Below are 19,145 nucleotides of genomic sequence, written 5' to 3'. Positions count from 1 at the left end.
TTCGTGTATGAAATTTCCGCGAGCGCTTATTCAAGCGATTGAGAAGTCTGAGACAAGTCTCGGACTGTGGCTCGGCGCCTTTTTTGGTCTTATTACTCTGCGGCTTTTGGTGGAGTCATGGCTTTTTGACTTCGGAAGTCTTTCAGTAGGATTTCTTTTCTTTGAATGGACGCACAACGTTTTGTTTTTTCTCTTGTCTTTCTTGCTGTTTCTTCCGATATTTCAGCATTTTACACGTGTTTCGTTGGCGGTTGCGTCGAATATGCTGTTGTTTGGTTTCCTTATTATTCTTTCACCTCCAATTATTGACTTCTTTGTTTCTGGCGGGACGGGACTCTGGAGTTTCTATATTTTTGATGGATTCTCTGGGCTCCTTGGGCGGTATCTCACCTTTTTTGGGGATCGACCGGATCTTGGTATTACCTATGGCGTTCGCGCGGAAGTGGCTCTGGTGACGATATGCTTTGGGCTCTATGTTTTCTGGAAGACGCGCCGAGTGCTCTGGTCTTGTTGGGCAGCTCTTTCGGCGTATACCCTCCTCTTTTTTCTGGGGACATTCCCTTCATGGGCGGCACTTCTTATTGATGGAGTCTCCAAAGGACAATGGACGCTTCGTTCTCCCGATGTGGCGGCAATTTTCTTGTCGCCACTTTCTCTCTTTTTGCACACAATTTCAGATCCTCGGTCAGTCTTGAATATCAAGATGAGTCTGACGTATGGTGCGATGCTCCCTTTTGTCGTGGGAATATGGCTCTTTTTTTCTCACAGGAAAATTTTTTACGCGCTGTTTCGAAATGCGCGCCTTCCGCAGGCGGTGTACCATGCCGGACTTTTTTTTGTTGGTATGGGGCTCTCATTTGTTGTGACAGATGCGACATTCTCTCTTTCAGCTCTCGGGCTCTTCGATATTTTTGCGCTTTTCCTTTTGCTAGTGGGGATAGTTTCAGCATGGCTTGCGTCGGTTGTGGCAAATGATTTTTTTGACAGAGCGATTGATTGTGAGACAAATACTTCTCGTCCACTCCCAATGGGGGATGTGTCCCCTGCGCTCTATGGAGCGATTGGGAGTGGTTTTTTTGTGGCGTCGATATTTCTTCCAGCAATTGTAAATATGAAGAGCGCTCTTCTCCTCTTAGTGTATCAGGCACTTGCGTGGGTATATTCTGCGCCACCCTTTCGACTTAAGCGATTTCCGGTGGTGGCGTCGTTTGCGAGTGCGGTTGCGAGTGTGCTGATTCTGTTCCTTGGTTTCATGCTTTTTGCCCCTCAGGGGACAATTGCTCATCTCCCCACGTCATTTATCAGCCTTTTCATTTTTGCCTACGCGGTTTCCATTCCGCTCAAAGACTTCAAAGATGTCTCGGGTGATGGGAAAAATTCTGTCTGGACGCTTCCGGTATTGCTCGGTGTCCGATGGGCGAAATTGGCCGTAGCCTCTGGCATTTTCCTCTCTTTTATAGCGAGTGTTTTCGTGTTTCACGCTTCTTCATTGTTTCTCCCGGCACTTCTTTTTGGTGGGGCGTCATTTTGGACCGTGCTTTCCATGAAAGAAAAAACCGGCAGGATAACCTACCGATCAGTGTTTTGGTGGATACTTGCGCTCGTTTCCGGCTATGGATTTTTGGCAGTAAGTGTATTGCTCTAGTTGATGTCTCTCAAAAATGCTGTGCAAACTGCTTCCATTCTTCTGCCGAGAGCTCTTCAGCGCGAGCGGAGGGAGTTTTCCCGATGCTCTCAAGGAAGTGTATGAGCAGTTCTCTTGAATAGGCATGGTGTGCCGAGAAATTATTGAGCAGTGTTTTCCGCTTGGAGGCAAAACCGATTTTGGCAAGGCGGAGGATGTGTTCGCGCTCTTCAAGTGGGAGGCAGTGTTTGTTTGGGGTGATGCGAATGACAGCGCTCTCTACTTGTGGCGCGGGAAAAAAAGCTTCTTTTTGGACAGCAAAAAGTATCTCAGCTTCTCCAAAGAGAGCAACTGAGAGGGAGAGGAGTGACTGACGATGGTTGTGTGCAACGATTCGTTCGGCGACTTCTTTTTGCATCATGAGCACGATGGAGTCGGGGATATCCGCAAGCGAAACAAGTATCCGGAGAATTTTTCCGGTAATCGCATAGGGGATATTGCCAAATACTGCCCAAGAATCACCCACTTCATATCCTTTCTGTTGGAGTATCTCTGGGATATTGGCGCGGAGAATATCCGCCTCTACAAGAGATACCGGTGAAGCGAGTGGAAAGCGTCTGAGGAGTCCAGGAATGAGGTCGCGGTCAAACTCGAGCGCAACGATGTGCGCTCCTTCTTGCGCAAGTGCTTCTGTAAGGACTCCTTCGCCCGCGCCAATTTCTACAATCCAGTCAAAAGTGTTTGCTTGCCCGAGTTGAACGATATTGCTCACCACTTTTTCATCGTGGAGGAAATTTTGGCTGAACGATTTTTTTGGGAACATAAGGGAAATTTCAGATTCAAAATTGAGCATTCTTAGTTGGTGATTTCCTCGACTTTTACCGGGATGATGCCGGCGCCGATTGAGGCGATTTTCTCAAAAGCGACGCGGTCGAGATCTATAATGCGATTTTTGCCGAAGGGACCGCGGTCATTGATGCGGACAATGACGGATTTGCCATTCTCGGTGTTGGTGACGCGGACATAGCTGCCGATTGGGAGCCATGGATTGGCGGCAGAGAGGGTTCCGGTGAAACTATACCATGATCCGAGCCCTGTGTGTTTCTTGCCGACTTCGACCTTGGTGCCTTGGGTGGCGATTTCCGGGAGAGGCTCTTTGGTTATTTTACTTTCTACGAGCGTTCTCTTTATTTCTTTTCCATCATGAGAAACGACTTCGTAGGTGAGCTCACGAATTCCCTTTTCGCCTTTTTGGGTAATGAGACGCTTCCTCCAAGAAAGTGTCGCATCTTCGGATTCTTGCACCGTGAAGGCAATGGGTTTACGTATCACTTCGCTTCGGATATCAACCTGAATGACGGAAATGTGAACATTGTCAGTGAGCGCTTTCTCGGTGTCTGGTGTGACGAGATCATTCTTCCCAAGTGATATTCCTTGCTCATTGAGGAGTTGTCCGACAGTGCGAAGCGTTGTTTTGCCTTCGCGCTTCCCATCCTTGGTGTCGATGGAATATTTCTTGGTAGACACAAGACTTACGAGCATATTCGTCGTCAATTGCGTTTCTTTGGATGGAATGAGATCATCCCCTTTTGTATAGGAAATACCGACACGTTTGAGGATTTCTCCGACAGTCTCGCCGGCATGTGCTTGTTCTGGTAGTGTCAGCTGATCAAGAATAAAAGTTATGGGAAATGTTTCTGGTTTTTTGGTTGTTTGTTTTGTGGAGGTGTCGCTGTGAAAAAAGAGGAATACAGCCCATCCGATGCCAATAGCACCGAAAAGGAGAATGACGCTTTTTGTATTGGAGGGTCGTTTCACCTCCGTATTGTGCCGGAGAGAAGTATGAACCGTCAATATAATGTGTGTATAATTAGCTGTTAGAAATCCCAGCGTTGATTACACGATTCGTCAAAGCTTCATCTTTGATGGTGTGTCTATTGCAGATGCATTTCTACATATGGTTTGAGGTGTCTGTGAAGAAAAGAAGAGGGTAAGGTCTCCCTAGAGAGGCGCATGTATTTGGGCATGATACTTTCTGTATCATGCCCGTTATTTTGAAAACAAAAAGTTTATCTTTTTACTCCGTCTTAAACCGATATTGTATGGCTTCGGCGAGGTGTTTGGGGAGGATGTGTTCGGCGGACTCGAGGTCGGCGATGGTGCGGGCGAGCTTAATGAGGCGGTAGTAGGCACGGGCGGAGAGATGCATGGAGGAAACGGCTTGACGTAAGAGGTCTTTGGAAGGCTGGTCGAGTGGGCAGACCTCGCGGATGAGAGCGGATCCCATTTCAGCATTGGTGAATATGCCCTTTCCAACAAATCGTTCGCGTTGTATGTCACGGGCTTTTTCAACTCGCTCCCGGATGGAGAGACTTGTCTCGGCGTTTTCTGGTGCTTCGAGTTTCTCAAAGGGAATGCGCGGGACTTCGATGTGGAGATCGATGCGATCCATAATGGGACCGGAAATGCGCGTCTTGTATCGCAGGGTTTCGCGGGGTGAGCACGAGCACAATCGATCGGGATCGCCCATATTGCCGCAGGGACAGGGATTCATTGCGGCGACCAAGATGAATCGCGCCGGGAAATGGAGTGATCCTTTGGCACGGGAGACGGTGATGTGTCCGTCTTCGAGCGGTTGGCGGAGGTTTTCTAGAACGTTTTTGGAAAATTCGCCGAACTCATCGAGGAAGAGGACGCCTCGGTGCGCGAGGCTGATCTCTCCGGGTTTAGGGAATGACCCGCCTCCCACAAGCGAAACGGCACTTGCGCTGTGGTGTGGCGAACGAAAGGGGCGCGTTGTCACGAGCGTATTGCTTCGCGTGAGGAATCCGGCAATGGAGAATATTTTGGTAATTTCGATGCTTTCCTCGAAGTTGAGTTTTGGAAGGATAGACGGAAGTGTCTTAGCGAGGACAGTCTTGCCGCTTCCTGGGGGACCGCTCATGAGGATATTGTGCCCGCCGGCAGCGGCAATTTCCAAGGCGCGCTTGGCATGCTCTTGTCCTCGTACGTCTTTCATATCGAGGAGAAAGGATTCTTCCCGAAACATTGCTTCCATATCAATATCGGGAGTGGGTGCGAGTGTCTTGGCGCCCGAGAGATGTTGTGCGGTTTCAAAAAGCGAAGTAATGGGAATGATTCGAATACCTTTTACCATCGCGGCCTCATCGGCATTTTTTTCTGGCACATAGAGCTCGGTCATGCCGAGCCTCTTGGCGAGGAGAGCGATAGGGAGGACGCCTCCTACAGGACGGACTTTGCCGTCGAGGGAGAGTTCTCCGATGAAGAGCTTGTCGCGAAAGTCGAACGAAAGCTGTTCGGTCGCAAGGAGAAATCCGAGTGCCATGGGAACATCGTAGACAGGGCTGTTCTTGGGCAAATCAGCGGGAGCAAGATTGACCGTGATGCGACCAAAGCGATGCGGAGGGAGAAAGCCGCTGTTTTTGAGGGCGGAGCTTACGCGGTCGCGGGATTCTTTGATGGTGGTATCGGGAAGTCCGACGACGGTGAAGTGATGCATGCCGGTATTGAAAGCATCAACTTCCACTTCGACGAGTTCACTTTCGAGTCCGAGTGTTGCAGCAGAGAATATCTTGGCAGGCATGACGGTAATGTGAAGGGCAAATTTCGAATGAATTTTAGAATTTTTTCACTGGATTATTTGTTTCTTTGTCTTTTTGAAACATTGGTATGAGGAGTAAAATAGCCCCCATACTTATTCCCATATCCGCCACATTGAACGTTGGAAAGAAGAATATATGAAAAAAGTCAGGAACACAACCCCGGAAGAGGCGATCGGTGATATTTGAAAATGCCCCGCCAAACACGAGACTTCCACCGAGTATGGCTAAATGCCCCAATGTTTTCCCTTGCAGCATTGCCTGGAGCGTACCCGCAATGAAGAAAAGGGAGATGATGATTGCCGGAATCAGCACGAATACGGGAATATTGATGCTGAAGCTGATACCGCTATTGCAGACAAGTGTCTTTGGCAAAAGAGCGAGTGTTGAGATTTGGCACACGACAAAAAAAACAAGGCTTGAGACACATATATGCCAAGCCTTGCTTCGGACAATCATAAGGCTATTTGTTGATGGTGGTGCGGGCAGCTGGATAGACGCGGAGTCGATCGAGGGAGATTTCTTTGCCGGTGTTTTCGCAAATGCCATAGGTTCCAGTTTCCATCTTTTCGAGCGCATCGAGGACGTCACGGAGCTCTTTCTCAAGATTGGACTCGACGGCAATATTGTCGACGTATCCTTCAACTTCGGTTGCATTGTCGTCCATGTCGGTGCCAATTGCCTCCATGCGCGTTTCATATTCGCCAGGGACATCGGTTTTGGTGGCAAACTTCGAGAGCGCCTCCTCGAGCCGAGTCTTTTCGGTGAGGAGTTTTTCTTTGAGTTCGGTGAGTGTTGTGGCATCGAGGGGCATAGGGATTGTTTTAATAGCTTGTACTTGGAGTATACGAGGGAATAGAGATGCTGTCTAGATGGAAGTTTATACGAAAATATGTTCGAAGTGGCGTATGACTGCAGTTTGCTTTTCGTCAAAGAGGACAGTAATCGCATCGAAGTGATAGGACTTGTCTTGGAGATGATGCGATTGAAGATAATGCGTGGCGATTTTCTCGAGTTTGTGGAGCTTACTTGGTGTCAGATTGTCTTCTGGGAAGACCTTATTTGTTTCTCCCTTTCGTGTTTTTACCTCTACAAAGACAAGTATCTCCTCTTTTTGCGCGATGATATCTATTTCACCAAGCTGCTTTCCTTTGGGATTTATATAGTTCATTTTGAGAATTTTAAACCCTTTTTTCTTGAGATACGTCGCTGCGATATTCTCACCCTTTTTCCCAATGGAGCCATGTTTGTCTTGAAAAATGGAGAAACTCGGTATTTTCATATGGGGCGGAGACGGCGATATGCTCGTTTGTTTACTGTGTAGTCGATATTTTAAGCTGAAACGCGAATTTCTTCAAATAAAAAACACCCTTTCGGGTTTTTCGGGACTTTCGAGAATGAGAAGTTGTGAGTGAAAAGTATAAAAGAGTTGGTTGCCGGGTGCTACGCGCACCCAAATATGAATAAGTTGGTGGGTAGCCCCCGGCCATGCGCCAACGCGTGTTCCGGTTACCTAGCACGGGTGAGGAGCATCAGTAATCCATTAAGAACTTCGCGTGATATGATCGCATGTAAGTTGTAACACTCTTCCGATTGAGTATCGCCCGTACCGTGTCCTTGGCATTTAGCCTGGTTTTTTGGAATCCTTTTTTTGATTCCTTTTTGAAAGAACTGTTTTTTTGTTTTTTCTTTTTATTTTTCTGTCTTTATTTTTGTTCGACAGGAAAATTTGTTTTTGTTTTTTGGTTTCTCCTTGTCGGATGAAGGAGAGCCTCGAAATTTTTCGAGGAGGAACAGTAGGGGGAGTCCAATCGCAAATAGGGGGAAATTGCGATTGGAACCCCGCTACCGTTCGATGAAGAGAGGACTTCGCCGGACGGGTCAACTAGTGAGTACTTTTGTTTTTTAATGAACTGCTCTTTCACTTGATAACAATCTCAGTATAACAGAAAAAAAGTGCTGGGTCAACGCGGGAGAAGTTTTTTTGGAGAATGTCTCTACAAAAGCATTCTTCGATTAATCCCATCAGCATTTTTTTTGAGGTATTTTCGAAAAATATTCGTTGGAAAAGAAAAGAAATTCTTTTTTTATCTTTCACTTGAGCCAAAATCTCTCAGAGAATCTTTTTGACTTACTTCTTTGAATCGAGTATTACATCGATGCTAGCGCGTTCTGCGTTCTTGCTTGTGCCAATGATGAGTGTGTTGTCGATAAATGTGTAATCAAACGAGAGAGGTGTCTCTATGGAGAGGTTGAAATAGCGTATTGTGGTACTCTTGTAGGAAGTGGTGGAAAAAGTTGCTGCTGGTACGGTTGGCGGAGTGTCTACAAGGAGAATATTCTTGAGACTGAGCGGAAGTGTCTTCTCGGACGCGGTAAGATATTTCTGGGCATCGGTGGGATTTTTTGTAGTGATGGTGAGCGTTGTTCGGGGCTCTCCATTGTCGAGGAAGAGTGAGAGGGTGAAGCTATTGTCGAGGCTATTGAGAAGATCGCCAGAAAGCCCGAGATTGAATATGGAAGCGAATATGAAGAAGGCAATTGGCGTGTTGGTTTTGTCGACGACGGAGAATGGCACGGGTCCGGTCATATTCGCCTGTCTCATTGTCTCCGCGTTTTTCATGAGTTGTTCTCGGAGTGTTGATACAGTCTCTGTTTCGACATCAACCAGGAATGGATTTGCATTGGTTGTTGAGAATGGAAAAGATGCGTCTGGTTTATTGCGGAGTTTATCAGTCGTATCATTGCTGGAAATATCGGGAATATTTGGGTGCGTGATTGCTAATGAGTCCATTCTCTCCTGGAAAAATCGCGTTTTCCAAAAATAGAACGCTCCACCACTGATAGTCCCGAGTATGACAACTATTAGGAGAAAATGCTTCCATCCCCAGCGCTCTTTCAAAATAATGTTGTCAGACATCACCTTCTTGTCTGTGGGTGTCTTCCGCAAAGAAATCTTTTTCGGTGTTGTTTTCTTGAGTGCTCCCTTTTTGGTTGAAGTCGTTTCTGCGGGCGCTTCGACTGGCCAATTGCCGCTGCGCAATGATTCCTGTGACGCGGAAGGTGATTTGAGACTTTCTGTTGGGGCAGGTTCTGGTTCAGGCGGCTTTTCGTACGCTGTCGATGAAGCTTGTTTTTCGATGTTGAGGTGCATGAACTCGCGAGGTGCGGGAACTTGCGCTCCTTGAAATGTCGGGAGATTAAGAGGTTCTGATGGACGTGCGGGCGGCACTGCTTGGACATCCTCCGGCAGGGATTCTTGTTGTGGTGCATCGGAAGGTGCTTGAGGTGTCTCAAGGGACAGTGCTGGTGTCTCCGGTGTAGTGGGAGGGTATATTGATTGAGAAAATGGACTGTCTACAGGGAGCGACTCCTCTTCTGGAGGTTTCGAAGAAACTGGCTTTTGTTGTGCGGACTTCTCTTGATGATCCGGTTCTATTTCGACATGACCGTTCTTGGCGATTTCATCCAAGTCATGTTGCATGACGTGGATTTTTGCGTCAACCATTTCGTGCGTATCGTTTTTATCTCCGGCGGATATTTTTTTTGAGAAGAAACCCATAGCATTTTTGTTTTTGAGCAAGAAAGAAGACGGAACTTCTTCCGTCTTCTATTCTATCACAAGTTGTTACTCTGGACGAGCTATCAAGAGTTGTGAGGCTTACTCAGTAATCGTTTTTCCCAAAGCGGCTTTTCTTGAGAGATTGATGCGACCTTGGTCGTCGATATTCTTCACAATGACAGGGATAATATCGCCCACTTGTACAATATCTTCGACGCGCTCGACTCGTTGCTCGGCGAGCTCGGAGATATGGACAAGCCCTTCTTGATTTGGGAGTACTTCAACAAAAGCCCCGAAATTCATGAGACGCGTGACTCGACCTTGGAAGAGTTCGCCCGGCTTTACTTCGCGCGTGAGATTGTTGATCCATTCAACAGCCTTTTTGGAGCTTATTTCATCTGGAGATGTGACGAAGACGGAGCCGTCGTCTTCGATATCGATTTCGACGCCGGTTTCATCGATGATGCGATTGATCATCTTGCCACCTGGCCCGATAACATCGCGGATTTTCTCTGGATTGATATGGAGTACGATGATGCGTGGTGCGTATGGTGAAAGGTTGGTGCGTGCCTGAGGGAGTGTCGCGAGCATTTTTCCGAGGATGTCGGCACGATTTCCCTTTGCTTGCATGAGTACAGCTTCAAGCATTTCGAGCGTGACGCCATCTACCTTTACATCCATTTGGATTGCTGTAAGTCCCTTGGTGGTTCCAGCGGCTTTGAAGTCCATGTCGCCGTAGTGATCTTCGAGTCCCTGGATATCGGTCAGTACTTTGTAGTTTTTCTCGTCGCCAACAATGATGCCCATAGCGATGCCGGAGACAGGTGCTGATATCGGCACGCCAGCGTCCATGAGGGCGAGTGTTGATCCGCAGGTTGATGCCATGGATGATGATCCATTAGAGGAGAGTATCTCAGAAACCAAAAGTATGGTATATGGGAAGTCTTCTTTGCTGGGAAGCACCGGAACAAGCGCCTTCTCAGCAAGGGCACCATGTCCCACTTCGCGCCGTCCAGGACCGCGCATCGGCTTTACTTCACCAACAGAATATGGGGGGAAATTGTAGTGGTGGATGTATCGCTTCTTCATGTCGACTTCCATAGTGTCGATGATTTGCTCATCGCCTGGGGAGCCGAGAGTGGCGACAGTGAGCGCTTGTGTCTCACCGCGGGTAAAGAGTCCCGTGCCGTGTGTGCGCGGAAGTATACCAACCTGGCACGAGATGGGTCGAATCTCGGTGAGTGCGCGTCCATCTGGGCGCTTCTCATTTTTTAAGACATTTTCATGCACGATTTCATCGGAGAGCTCTTCGAAGACCTGTTCAGTGACTTCGCGGATTTTTGGAATATTCGCGTAGGTTTCACCTATTTTTTCATCGACATACTCGCGAATCTCGCGAAGTTGATCGTAGGTCTCTTTCTTCCCTTTGAGATAGAGTGCTTGAGCGAGACCTTTCTCTTCAAACCATCGACGGATGTCGGTTTCGACTTCTTTTGGTGCTTCGAGGAGTGTTGGCACAAGCTTTTCTTTTCCAACCTCTTTCTGTATCGATTCGACAAAATCGGCGATTTTCTTGACAGCTTCGAAACCAAAGGCAAAGGCTTCTATCATGATAGATTCCGGCACTTCTTTGGCGGAAACTTCCATCATATTCACCTTCTCGTTTGTTCCAGCGATGAGAAGGTCAAGGTCACTCTCGGTTCGCTCGCCGTTTATGGGATTGAGAATGAAATTCTCATTTATTTTGCCGACGCGGACAGCACCAATTGGTCCATTCCAAGGAATATCTGAGAGGGCGAGTGCGGCGGAAGCGGCAATCATACCAATCGTATCGGGATCATTCTCACCGTCAAATGAGAGTGTTGTAACGATAACCTGTACGTCGTTTCTCATTCGCGCATTAAAGAGTGGGCGAATTGTGCGGTCGACGGCACGTCCGGTGAGGACGGCATCATCAGAGGGACGCCCCTCTCGCTTTACAAAACGAGACCCTTTTATTTTTCCGGCAGCGTAATAGCGCTCTTCGTAGTCGACGAGAAGTGGGAAATACCCCGAAATATTCGAGGGATTCTTGCCCATGACGGCGGTTGCGAGGACGACAGTGTCGCCATATTGAGCGCGAACAGCGCCATTTGCTTGTCCTGCGAGGAGTCCAGTCGAGAGCTCAAGGACGCGTCCTCCGATTTGGAGGGACCATTTCTGTTCTTGCATAGCTGTTTTGCCCGTCGGGAAGCCGCTAAACACGGGAGAGTCACCAAGAAATCATATTGAAAATCTTGGGTATTCTTCTGTGCCGAGGGCGATTCCTTTGGGCGTATATTAAGGAAAAACAAGCCGTATCTTCGAGCGAAGTATACGGCGTTTCAGATGATTCGTCAATTCAGAATCATATAAGCGGCGATTATGGCGCCGTAAAGAATGAGGGTGGTAATGTGAATGAGCCATTTCCAGACTTTGAACCTCTGCCACCGAATGCCAAGTGCCAAATCAACCGCCATAGAAAGACCGGCACCACTTGTGAGGAGGATGAAGAGAGTAAGAATTTCCTTGGAAGACATAGATATCTTTTATTGACTGGGCAGTGTAGGGGATTCTAAATAGGGTGTCAATATTTTTGGATATTTTTTTGCATTGTTTTTTTCTCACTTCTTTGCTACACCTCAAGGAGAATGCCGATGTTTTTAGATGCGCACTAATAAACATGTTTATGTGTGGAGTCGTGGGCTATATGGCAGCGTCTGGAGGAGATGCGGTCGAGGCGGGAGTGAATGCGTTGTTGAAGCTCGAGTATCGCGGATATGATAGCGCGGGCATTGCCGCACTCTCTGGCGGAGTGCTCCATATTGCCAAGAAGAAAGGTGGTATCAATGAAGGGCTCGTTCCGGAAATCAGCGAGCAACAATCGTCGGGAGACTTCCCTTCTGTTGCGCCGATTGCCATTCTTCATACGCGTTGGGCGACACATGGTGGAGCGACGGATGCCAACGCGCATCCGCATGCGGATTGTTCGGGGCGGATAGCGGTTGTTCACAATGGCATTGTCGAGAACTATCGTGAGCTCAAAGATGAACTTGTGGCTCTCGGCCACACCTTTCAGTCGGAAACCGATACGGAAGTCATTGCGCACCTCATAGAGGAATCACGGAAAACAACGCCTTCGCTCTTGGAGGCAATACGAACAGCGCTTGTGCGATTGCGGGGCACATACGGTCTCTTGGTACTCGGAGCAGATGAGCCAAAGAGTCTCTTTGTAGCGAAACAAGGGAGTCCTCTTCTTGTGGGCGTGGGAGAACACGAATATATTGTCGCGTCGGATCCATCGGCGATATTGTCACGGACACGTGACGTGTTCTTCCTCGAAGATGGCGAGCTCTGCCATATAACGGAAAATAACCATACGCTCTCGCGTCTTGATGGACGCTATGCAGCGACAAAAGCCATTGAGACGCTTGAATGGTCGCTCGAAGAAGCGGAGAAGGGTGGCTATCCGCACTTCATGCTCAAGGAAATCATGGAACAACCTCGCGTTATCGAAGATGCGCTTCGCGGGCGACTCACAGAAGGCGCGGCGACGGCTCGGCTCGGCGGGCTAACGAGTGTGGACAAAACTTTGGGGAAGATTCGCTCATTTCAGTTTGTTTCGTGTGGGACATCACTTCATGCGGGGATGGTGGGCGAATATCTTCTGGAAGATATTGCTGGGAAATCTGCCAAGGCGACACCTGCTTCGGAATTTCGCTACAAGAACCCGGTGCTCGACGCGGAAACGGCGCTTATTGCGCTTTCGCAGTCCGGCGAAACAGCCGATACACTTGCGGCAGTCGAAGAGGCGCAGCGGAAGGGTGCCTTGGCACTTGGCATTGTCAATGTTGTCGGCTCGACCATCGCCAGGAAGACCGATGCTGGTATATACACGCATGCCGGGCCGGAAATCTCTGTGGCGTCGACCAAAGCGTTCACGTCTCAGCTCGCGGTGCTTTCGTGCTTAGCACTCTCTCTCGGGCGTCGCGGAGCACTCTCGCTTGCGGCTGGCAAGGACTTTGCTCGACATCTCCGGCAGATTCCTGACAAGATACAACAGATTTTTACACAGACAGATGCGATACGGAGTGTCTCGGAGCACTTCTCGAGTTGCGATGACTTCTTTTATCTCGGGCGTCGGTACAGTGCGCCGGTTGCCTTTGAAGGCGCGCTCAAGATTAAAGAAATCGCCTATGTTCATGCCGAAGCCTATCCGGCAGGAGAGATGAAGCATGGGCCATTGGCACTTGTCGAAGACGGCTTCCCCTGCGTTTTCGTGGTTCCGCAGGACAGTGTGTATGAGAAAACCGTGAGCAATATGCAGGAAGTCAAAGCGCGAAAGGGGCGAATCATCGCCGTTACGACCCAAGGCAATACGGAGCTTCTCGACAAAGGGCTTGCAGACGAGTGTTTCTTCATTCCCGAGACAATCGAACCTCTTTCCCCTCTCCTTTCTATCATCCCGCTTCAACTCTTTGCCTACTTTGTCGCCGCGGCACGCGGTGAGGCAATCGATCGCCCGAGGAATCTCGCCAAAAGCGTGACCGTGGAATAATTCCGGATTTTTTGAGAAATATTGAGGAATCTTGTTCTGTGATTTCTCGCTTTTTCTGCCCGGTCTCTTTCTTGTAAATTTTACCGGATTGTGTCGGTAAAATAGCGAAAAAATCACGAGAAAAATGTTGAGTTTTTTCCTTTAAAAAGCCAATATATCAGAAATAGTTCCAAATGCACTTGACAAGATTTCAAGGGTATGCTAGCTTGTTCATTGTTGAGTCAGTTTGATAGCTTGTATCGACTCAACACAAGAGGCCGATGTCCAAGATTTCCTTGTGACTTTTGGTCAAACGAAAGGCAAACCTCAAAAGGAGGGTTGTGCTATGAAGAAGAAGTACATGAATAACGAGATCTTTTCGAAGGTGACCATCGGTGCCGGTGCCAAGTGTCGGCCCAAGCCCAGTGTGGCAATGAAGAATGTGGGTTCGATTATCTCCTCCGGCCTGGTCGGCCTCGGTTCGGCGGCGAGCTAGCAACTACCGCAATGCTAGGCATCTCCTAGCCGCTAGTCAGCAGCCAAATTGAGTTGCGCATTGTTCTCGCCGGCGCGGATATAACCTTCCGCACGAGACTTGGCGCAACTCTGCTTGCCGCTTCATTGGGGGAAAGTCCTCCATTGCGCGAAGCGGTGAGCATACGACCCGCAAGTTTTCTCCTCTATGGAAAGCCCACGGAAGGATTAAGGAAAGCTTAGCGGATGTTCAAAAACCGTACTCACCGTCTGCGATAGCGAGCGAAAAATGCTAGCTTTGCTCGCAGAAAGCGTGGGTCAACCCTCCTTCTTGAATCTCTTAACAAGAGCTCTTCGAGGAGGAGTTTTTTTATCTTCAATCCTTGATTCTCTGGGGGAATCGCGCTAGTCTGTGGGTATGAAATCGAAACTTTTTATTGTTTCCGGGCCGTCCGGCGCTGGGGAAGATTCTATTATTTCTCGATTGGAAATCAAGCTTTCCATTGAGCGTGTTATTACGACGACGGCGCGTGCTCCTCGAGCGGGTGAATCCGAGGGAAATCCCTACTATTTTCTTTCCGAAGACGCGTTTGAAGCGGGTATTCGGGAGCAGAGATTTCTCGAATACACGCGCCAATACAATGGCAATCTCTACGGCGTCACCTTTGACGAAATTGAACGCGTGCGGAATTCCGGCAAGATTGGTATTTGGAAGATAGAATGGAAAGGCGTCATCGCTGCCAAGAAGCTCTTTCCTGATATTGTCGCTATTTTTGTCACGGTGCCATCGCTCGATATTCTCGAGGCGCGTATTCGTCGCCGTGATCCACATGTGACCGATGCCTATATTGCCGAGCGCATGGACTATACGCGCGAGTGGCTCCGGCATACCGATATTTACGACTACACAGTCGTGAATGGAGAAGGACGACTCGATGATGCTGTCCAGCAAACCCTTGACATCATCCAGAAGCATGTTTGAAATGTCGTCTTTTTTGAAAAATATTCAGAATACAGCTCATCACTTCGCGCTCTGGAAACGCAGAGACGCTTTTGTGGTTGCTGTGTCTGGCGGTCCGGACAGTATGTGCTTGCTCGATTGCTTGGTTCTTCTCGGAAAGAAATACGAGTGGAGGCTTCATATTGCTCATGTGAATTATTCGCTTCGTGGTGAAGAATCCGATGCAGATGAAAAGCTTGTTCGAGAACGTGCTGATTTTTACGGCATCCCACTTACTGTGCTTCATCCAGAAGTTTCGAGCGATACGAGTAATCTTGAAGCACGTCTGCGAACGATTCGGTATGAATTTTTTGAAACACTTCGGATACAGCTTGGTTTTGACGCTATTGCCGTCGCGCACACGCAAGATGATCAAGCGGAGACGGTGCTCCTAAGGCTTCTTCGTGGTGCAGGGCTTCGTGGTCTGGGAGCGATGCGTTTTCGAGAAGGTGTTGTTATTCGGCCGTTTCTTTTTGTGACAAAATCAGATATTCTCCGCTATCTTGAAGAAAAGTCCCTTCCCTTTCGCATCGATCAAAGCAATACTGATTCGCGTTTCACTCGCAATCGTATTCGGCACGAACTTCTGCCTCTCCTTGAAACTTTCAATCCAAATATTCGATCGACACTTGCCCGATCAGCACTGTCACTTGCGGATGATGCGGATGTGCTCACAACGAGTCTCAATCAATCAGGAGTTCTTCAAAAGAATGATGAAAACAGAGCCTTTGTTCTCGATGCATCGGCTTTTGGAATGCTTTCCATTGCATCCCAAAGGGCGTTTCTGCGAGCATTTATCGAGGAAGTTAGTGGTGTATGTGAGTTTCCCCCTTCTTTTTCAGTGATTGAAGAAATTCGGAAATTCATCGCAAGTACGAAGAACAAAATGGCGGAAAAGTCCTTTCACGGCTTGAAATTCACTCGAAGAGGTGCTAAGGTGTCTGTACTTCTTGAGAAAAAGTAGGACAGGTGTGTGCAAAGTTTCTTTGCCAAATACCCCGTTGCTAAGGGTGTTTTCCTTGAGTGGCACGCAATTAAGTGTGTCCGAAATAATAATTCGTGCAATCTACGTTCATGAACAAGCTTTTCAAAAATATCGGTGCTATTGTTATTACTTTCCTTTTTGTTTCCGGCATTATTATTCTCTATCAGTCTCCCAAGGGGCGTCCCGCAGACATTTCCCTCAACGAGCTGGTATCCGAAATAAACGATGCAAAAGTATCTACGGTAGACGTGAGTGGGAATTCTCTTGCTATAGAGCTCAAAGGCGGCGATAAACAAAAGGCGACCAAAGAGACCGAAGGATCGCTCACGGAAACGCTTCGCAATTATGGCGTTGATACAGACAAATTGAAAGACGTGAAGATAACCGTTAAGGAGGATTCGGGTGCGACGCTGTGGCTTGGCGCCATCCTTCCTTTTCTTTTGCCATTTTTCCTGATCGCTGGTTTTATTTGGTTTATGATGAAGCAGGCACAGCGGGGCAATGCTCAAGCGCTTTCTTTTGGCATGAGCCGTGCGCGTATGCTCGATCCCAAGAACAAGAAAAAACGCGTCACCTTTGCTGATGTTGCTGGCGCGGTAGAGGCAAAGAATGAGCTTCAGGAAGTCGTTGAATTTTTGAAGCATCCTAAGAAATTTCTCGCAATTGGGGCACGTATTCCGAAAGGGGTGCTTCTTCTGGGTTCTCCCGGAACTGGGAAGACCTTGATGGCAAAAGCGGTTGCTGGCGAGGCAAAAGTTCCCTTCTTCAATATTAGCGGCTCGGAATTTGTGGAGATGTTTGTTGGTGTAGGAGCAAGTCGTGTCCGTGATCTTTTCAAACAGGCGAAGAAGAACGCGCCAGCCATCGTGTTTATCGATGAGATAGACGCGGTTGGTCGACATCGCGGTGCTGGTTTGGGTGGCGGACATGATGAGCGTGAGCAGACGCTCAATCAGATTCTCGTTGAGATGGATGGCTTTGAAACAGAAACAAATGTTATTGTCATTGCCTCAACCAATCGCCCGGATGTCCTTGATCCAGCGCTCCTTCGTCCAGGTCGCTTTGATCGTCGGGTTATGATGGACCTCCCGGACATTAATGAGCGTGAAGCGATACTCGATATTCACGTCAAAAACAAGCCAGTGGAAGAAAAAGTTCGCCTGCGTACTATCGCTGAGCGTACCCCCGGCTTTTCTGGTGCTGACCTCTCCAATCTTGTAAACGAAGCGGCTATTCTCTCCGCGAGGCGGGACAAGAAGGAAATCGGAGCTGTAGAGCTTGCCGAATCGATTGAAAAGGTAATTTTGGGACCTGAACGACGGAGTCGCGCCATCAATCCAAAGGAAAAAGAAATCATCGCGTATCATGAAGGCGGACATGCTTTGGTTGCGGCGAGCCTCCCTCACGCTGATCCTGTCCACAAAGTTTCCATTATTTCTCGCGGACATGCGGGTGGGTATACACTTGCTGTCCCGACCGAAGACAAGACGCTCCAGTCATTTAGTCACTTCAGAGATGAACTGGCGACATTTCTTGGTGGTTATGCAAGTGAAAAGCTGGTTTTTGGTGATGTGACGACTGGTCCATCAAGTGATCTTGAACGTGCAACGCAAATGGCGCGCAATATTGTGACGCGCTTCGGTATGAGCACCCTTGGTCCGCGCACATTTGGCAAGAAGGATGAGATGATATTTCTGGGTCGCGAAATGCATGAAGAACGCAATTATTCGGAGAAAACCGCCGAGGCGATTGATGCTGAAGTTTCTCGATTGGTTGGTGACGCCTTTGCACAGGCGACGAATATTCTGACCGAAAAGCGCGATACATTGAATCGTATTGCCAGGACACTCCTCGAAAAGGAAACTCTCGAGAAAGATGAATTCGCTGCCCTGGTTCGCGGAGAAGCGATAGTGTCGGCATCTCCTCAGGAAGAGGGAGTGAAGAAATAGAAAGACTTGGCTGACTGCTTTATAGCTGCGAGGTTTCGTTGATCGCCCGTGTTCTTGAAGGCTTGATTCTCGCAAGTTCTTTATTTCTGAAGGAAAATTCAGAGGAATATTTTTATCGTGTTATGAACAAGCGTATAGATATTCGTGTTCCACTCAAGAATGGCTTCCGAGCGGTATTTTCCAGTCCGGTATTTGCCGTCTTTGGCGCCGCTATTGCCATACCGAAAGGACTGATACAGTTTTTTGTATTGGGCGGTGCGGAGTTTGGAGATATGTTTTCGTGGCTGCAAAGCAAGGGAGGAGTTCTCTTTCCTTGGGGAGTGATACTTTTTCTGCTTCTTGCAGGCATAGCACTTATCGTAAGTTCATTCGGCATTGTTGCACTCGTATTTTTGATGAATCGGCATGAAAGCGGCGAAACCCCTTCCTTCTCTGCTCTTCGAAGAGTCGTGCGACATCAGACGAAGAATCTCGTGATACTTGAAATCCTTCTTATTGCATTTGTTGTGATTGTTGGGAGTATTCTTTCGGTACCGGCAGACATAGCGCTTTCCCGCGGACTCGCGAGTCTTTCGCGCGCATTGTCCTATTCGGCGCTTGGACTCCTTCTCTCTATCTCCCTTTTACTGTTCTTTCTTCGTCAATACGCTGCTCTCTATCTCTCTCTTTCGAAAATTTCTGTACGATCAGCTCTCGAAAACGCTTCCCGACTTTTTCGTCTTCATATGCGAGAGACATTTCTTTTGACTGTTGCGCTATTTTGTATAGAATTTCTTACCCTTTCATTTTTTTCAATGAGCTTTTCCCTTGTATGGAATTTCTTCGAAACAAATGTTTCTCCGGCAGTTCTTGTATATGGGACGATTGTCGAGTGGATAGGCATGCTCGGAGTACTTTCTTTACTCGAAGCGTGGACGTGGACATCATGGACCTCATTTTTTCGCATGATTGCCCTCCCAAAGGATCCAGAGCCTGTTTTGCAAAAATCAGAAACCATGCTACAACAAGAAAGTGCTGTGAGCCTGGATAAGGCGTAGATGCGAGGTATCTGTGGGGTCTGTAGCTCAGTTGGTTAGAGCGCTACATTGACATTGTAGAGGTCTCCAGTTCGAGTCTGGACAGACCCACAAAAGGAAATATCCCTTTTTTGTCCCAACAATATTCTATTGCTGGGATTTTTTCGTAGTAATATGGGCTCTTTTTATATCATCATGAGGGAGTTTGTCTCTGCGAAACAGAGAATTGGAAATAATTGCTTCCCCTGTGTCTCCACACGCATACACAGAGAGGATATTTTTAGGTTATTTATTCGTGAATAGGGTCAACCCTTTGTATATATGAAAAAACTTCCCTTACGTTAGGAAGTTTTTCGTTCG

The 19,145-nt window shown here is 48.0% G+C and carries 16 protein-coding genes and 1 tRNA gene; 8 read left to right on the top strand and 9 right to left on the bottom strand.

Annotated elements, in window-relative coordinates:
* The first annotated feature begins 7 nt into the window (after nucleotides 1–7).
* Complete coding sequence (locus IPJ67_04680; protein ID QQR77391.1) at nucleotides 8–1,645, top strand: UbiA prenyltransferase family protein; 1,638 nt, start codon at nucleotides 8–10, stop codon at nucleotides 1,643–1,645.
* A gap of 10 nt (nucleotides 1,646–1,655) precedes the next feature.
* On the opposite strand, the gene rsmA is transcribed toward IPJ67_04680, so the two are convergent.
* From rsmA to IPJ67_04635, 9 genes are all read right to left on the bottom strand, one after another.
* Nucleotides 1,656–2,447 carry a ribosomal RNA small subunit methyltransferase A gene (gene rsmA, locus IPJ67_04675; protein ID QQR77390.1) on the bottom strand — a complete coding sequence of 264 codons (792 nt, stop codon included), beginning with the start codon at nucleotides 2,445–2,447 and terminating at the stop codon, nucleotides 1,656–1,658.
* 32 nt (nucleotides 2,448–2,479) lie between these two features.
* On the bottom strand, nucleotides 2,480–3,442 hold the full coding sequence (locus IPJ67_04670; protein QQR77389.1) for a G5 domain-containing protein: 963 nt from the start codon (nucleotides 3,440–3,442) through the stop codon (nucleotides 2,480–2,482).
* Between the two features lie 259 nt (nucleotides 3,443–3,701).
* The gene (locus tag IPJ67_04665; GenBank protein ID QQR77388.1) at nucleotides 3,702–5,228 is read right to left on the bottom strand and encodes a YifB family Mg chelatase-like AAA ATPase; all 1,527 of its coding nucleotides are present in this window, start codon (nucleotides 5,226–5,228) and stop codon (nucleotides 3,702–3,704) included.
* A gap of 34 nt (nucleotides 5,229–5,262) precedes the next feature.
* Nucleotides 5,263–5,646, bottom strand: coding sequence for a signal peptidase II (locus IPJ67_04660; protein QQR77387.1), 384 nt, complete (start codon nucleotides 5,644–5,646; stop codon nucleotides 5,263–5,265).
* Nucleotides 5,647–5,707: 61 nt separating this feature from the next.
* Entirely contained in the window at nucleotides 5,708–5,932 is a 225-nt protein-coding gene (locus IPJ67_04655) for a TraR/DksA C4-type zinc finger protein (GenBank protein ID QQR78043.1), read from the bottom strand.
* 192 nt (nucleotides 5,933–6,124) lie between these two features.
* The gene (locus IPJ67_04650) at nucleotides 6,125–6,526 is read right to left on the bottom strand and encodes a YraN family protein (GenBank protein ID QQR77386.1); all 402 of its coding nucleotides are present in this window, start codon (nucleotides 6,524–6,526) and stop codon (nucleotides 6,125–6,127) included.
* Between the two features lie 849 nt (nucleotides 6,527–7,375).
* A complete protein-coding gene (locus IPJ67_04645) occupies nucleotides 7,376–8,806 on the bottom strand; it encodes a hypothetical protein (protein QQR77385.1) in 1,431 nt (476 codons plus the stop codon).
* A gap of 99 nt (nucleotides 8,807–8,905) precedes the next feature.
* Nucleotides 8,906–11,017 carry a polyribonucleotide nucleotidyltransferase gene (gene pnp, locus IPJ67_04640; GenBank protein ID QQR77384.1) on the bottom strand — a complete coding sequence of 704 codons (2,112 nt, stop codon included), beginning with the start codon at nucleotides 11,015–11,017 and terminating at the stop codon, nucleotides 8,906–8,908.
* A gap of 164 nt (nucleotides 11,018–11,181) precedes the next feature.
* The gene (locus tag IPJ67_04635) at nucleotides 11,182–11,364 is read right to left on the bottom strand and encodes a hypothetical protein (protein ID QQR77383.1); all 183 of its coding nucleotides are present in this window, start codon (nucleotides 11,362–11,364) and stop codon (nucleotides 11,182–11,184) included.
* Nucleotides 11,365–11,513: 149 nt separating this feature from the next.
* Between IPJ67_04635 and glmS the strand changes: the two genes are divergently transcribed.
* The 7 genes from glmS to IPJ67_04600 all read left to right on the top strand — a co-directional run bounded on the left by glmS (nucleotide 11,514) and on the right by IPJ67_04600 (nucleotide 18,896).
* Nucleotides 11,514–13,382 carry a glutamine--fructose-6-phosphate transaminase (isomerizing) gene (gene glmS, locus IPJ67_04630; protein QQR77382.1) on the top strand — a complete coding sequence of 623 codons (1,869 nt, stop codon included), beginning with the start codon at nucleotides 11,514–11,516 and terminating at the stop codon, nucleotides 13,380–13,382.
* A 325-nt stretch (nucleotides 13,383–13,707) separates the two neighbouring features.
* The gene (locus IPJ67_04625) at nucleotides 13,708–13,857 is read left to right on the top strand and encodes a hypothetical protein (protein QQR77381.1); all 150 of its coding nucleotides are present in this window, start codon (nucleotides 13,708–13,710) and stop codon (nucleotides 13,855–13,857) included.
* Nucleotides 13,858–14,253: 396 nt separating this feature from the next.
* The gene (locus tag IPJ67_04620; GenBank protein ID QQR77380.1) at nucleotides 14,254–14,817 is read left to right on the top strand and encodes a guanylate kinase; all 564 of its coding nucleotides are present in this window, start codon (nucleotides 14,254–14,256) and stop codon (nucleotides 14,815–14,817) included.
* A 1-nt stretch (nucleotide 14,818) separates the two neighbouring features.
* Nucleotides 14,819–15,799: a tRNA lysidine(34) synthetase TilS gene (gene tilS, locus IPJ67_04615; protein QQR77379.1), complete on the top strand. Its 981-nt coding sequence runs from the start codon at nucleotides 14,819–14,821 to the stop codon at nucleotides 15,797–15,799.
* Between the two features lie 110 nt (nucleotides 15,800–15,909).
* Nucleotides 15,910–17,769 (top strand): ATP-dependent zinc metalloprotease FtsH, encoded by a 1,860-nt coding sequence (ftsH, locus tag IPJ67_04610; GenBank protein ID QQR77378.1) that lies wholly within the window; start codon nucleotides 15,910–15,912, stop codon nucleotides 17,767–17,769.
* Between the two features lie 122 nt (nucleotides 17,770–17,891).
* Nucleotides 17,892–18,806 (top strand): hypothetical protein, encoded by a 915-nt coding sequence (locus IPJ67_04605; GenBank protein ID QQR77377.1) that lies wholly within the window; start codon nucleotides 17,892–17,894, stop codon nucleotides 18,804–18,806.
* Nucleotides 18,807–18,822: 16 nt separating this feature from the next.
* Nucleotides 18,823–18,896: transfer RNA gene (locus IPJ67_04600), tRNA-Val, on the top strand.
* The last annotated feature ends 249 nt before the right edge of the window (nucleotides 18,897–19,145 follow it).

It is taken from the genome of Candidatus Moraniibacteriota bacterium, assembly GCA_016699385.1.
Classification (GTDB): Bacteria; Patescibacteriota; Minisyncoccia; order Moranbacterales; family UBA1568.
This window is presented reverse-complemented; position numbering and strand designations above follow the sequence as displayed.

What these genes read in the sequence shown, in the direction of transcription:
- IPJ67_04680 (QQR77391.1), top strand. Translation starts at nt 8, where the DNA reads ATGAAATTTCCGCGAGCGCTTATTCAAGCGATTGAGAAGTCTGAGACA.
- rsmA (QQR77390.1), bottom strand. Translation starts at nt 2,447, where the DNA reads ATGTTCCCAAAAAAATCGTTCAGCCAAAATTTCCTCCACGATGAAAAA.
- IPJ67_04665 (QQR77388.1), bottom strand. Translation starts at nt 5,228, where the DNA reads ATGCCTGCCAAGATATTCTCTGCTGCAACACTCGGACTCGAAAGTGAA.
- IPJ67_04655 (QQR78043.1), bottom strand. Translation starts at nt 5,932, where the DNA reads ATGGAGGCAATTGGCACCGACATGGACGACAATGCAACCGAAGTTGAA.
- IPJ67_04650 (QQR77386.1), bottom strand. Translation starts at nt 6,526, where the DNA reads ATGAAAATACCGAGTTTCTCCATTTTTCAAGACAAACATGGCTCCATT.
- IPJ67_04645 (QQR77385.1), bottom strand. Translation starts at nt 8,806, where the DNA reads ATGGGTTTCTTCTCAAAAAAAATATCCGCCGGAGATAAAAACGATACG.
- pnp (QQR77384.1), bottom strand. Translation starts at nt 11,017, where the DNA reads ATGCAAGAACAGAAATGGTCCCTCCAAATCGGAGGACGCGTCCTTGAG.
- IPJ67_04635 (QQR77383.1), bottom strand. Translation starts at nt 11,364, where the DNA reads ATGTCTTCCAAGGAAATTCTTACTCTCTTCATCCTCCTCACAAGTGGT.
- glmS (QQR77382.1), top strand. Translation starts at nt 11,514, where the DNA reads ATGTGTGGAGTCGTGGGCTATATGGCAGCGTCTGGAGGAGATGCGGTC.
- IPJ67_04625 (QQR77381.1), top strand. Translation starts at nt 13,708, where the DNA reads ATGAAGAAGAAGTACATGAATAACGAGATCTTTTCGAAGGTGACCATC.
- IPJ67_04620 (QQR77380.1), top strand. Translation starts at nt 14,254, where the DNA reads ATGAAATCGAAACTTTTTATTGTTTCCGGGCCGTCCGGCGCTGGGGAA.
- tilS (QQR77379.1), top strand. Translation starts at nt 14,819, where the DNA reads ATGTCGTCTTTTTTGAAAAATATTCAGAATACAGCTCATCACTTCGCG.
- ftsH (QQR77378.1), top strand. Translation starts at nt 15,910, where the DNA reads ATGAACAAGCTTTTCAAAAATATCGGTGCTATTGTTATTACTTTCCTT.
- IPJ67_04605 (QQR77377.1), top strand. Translation starts at nt 17,892, where the DNA reads ATGAACAAGCGTATAGATATTCGTGTTCCACTCAAGAATGGCTTCCGA.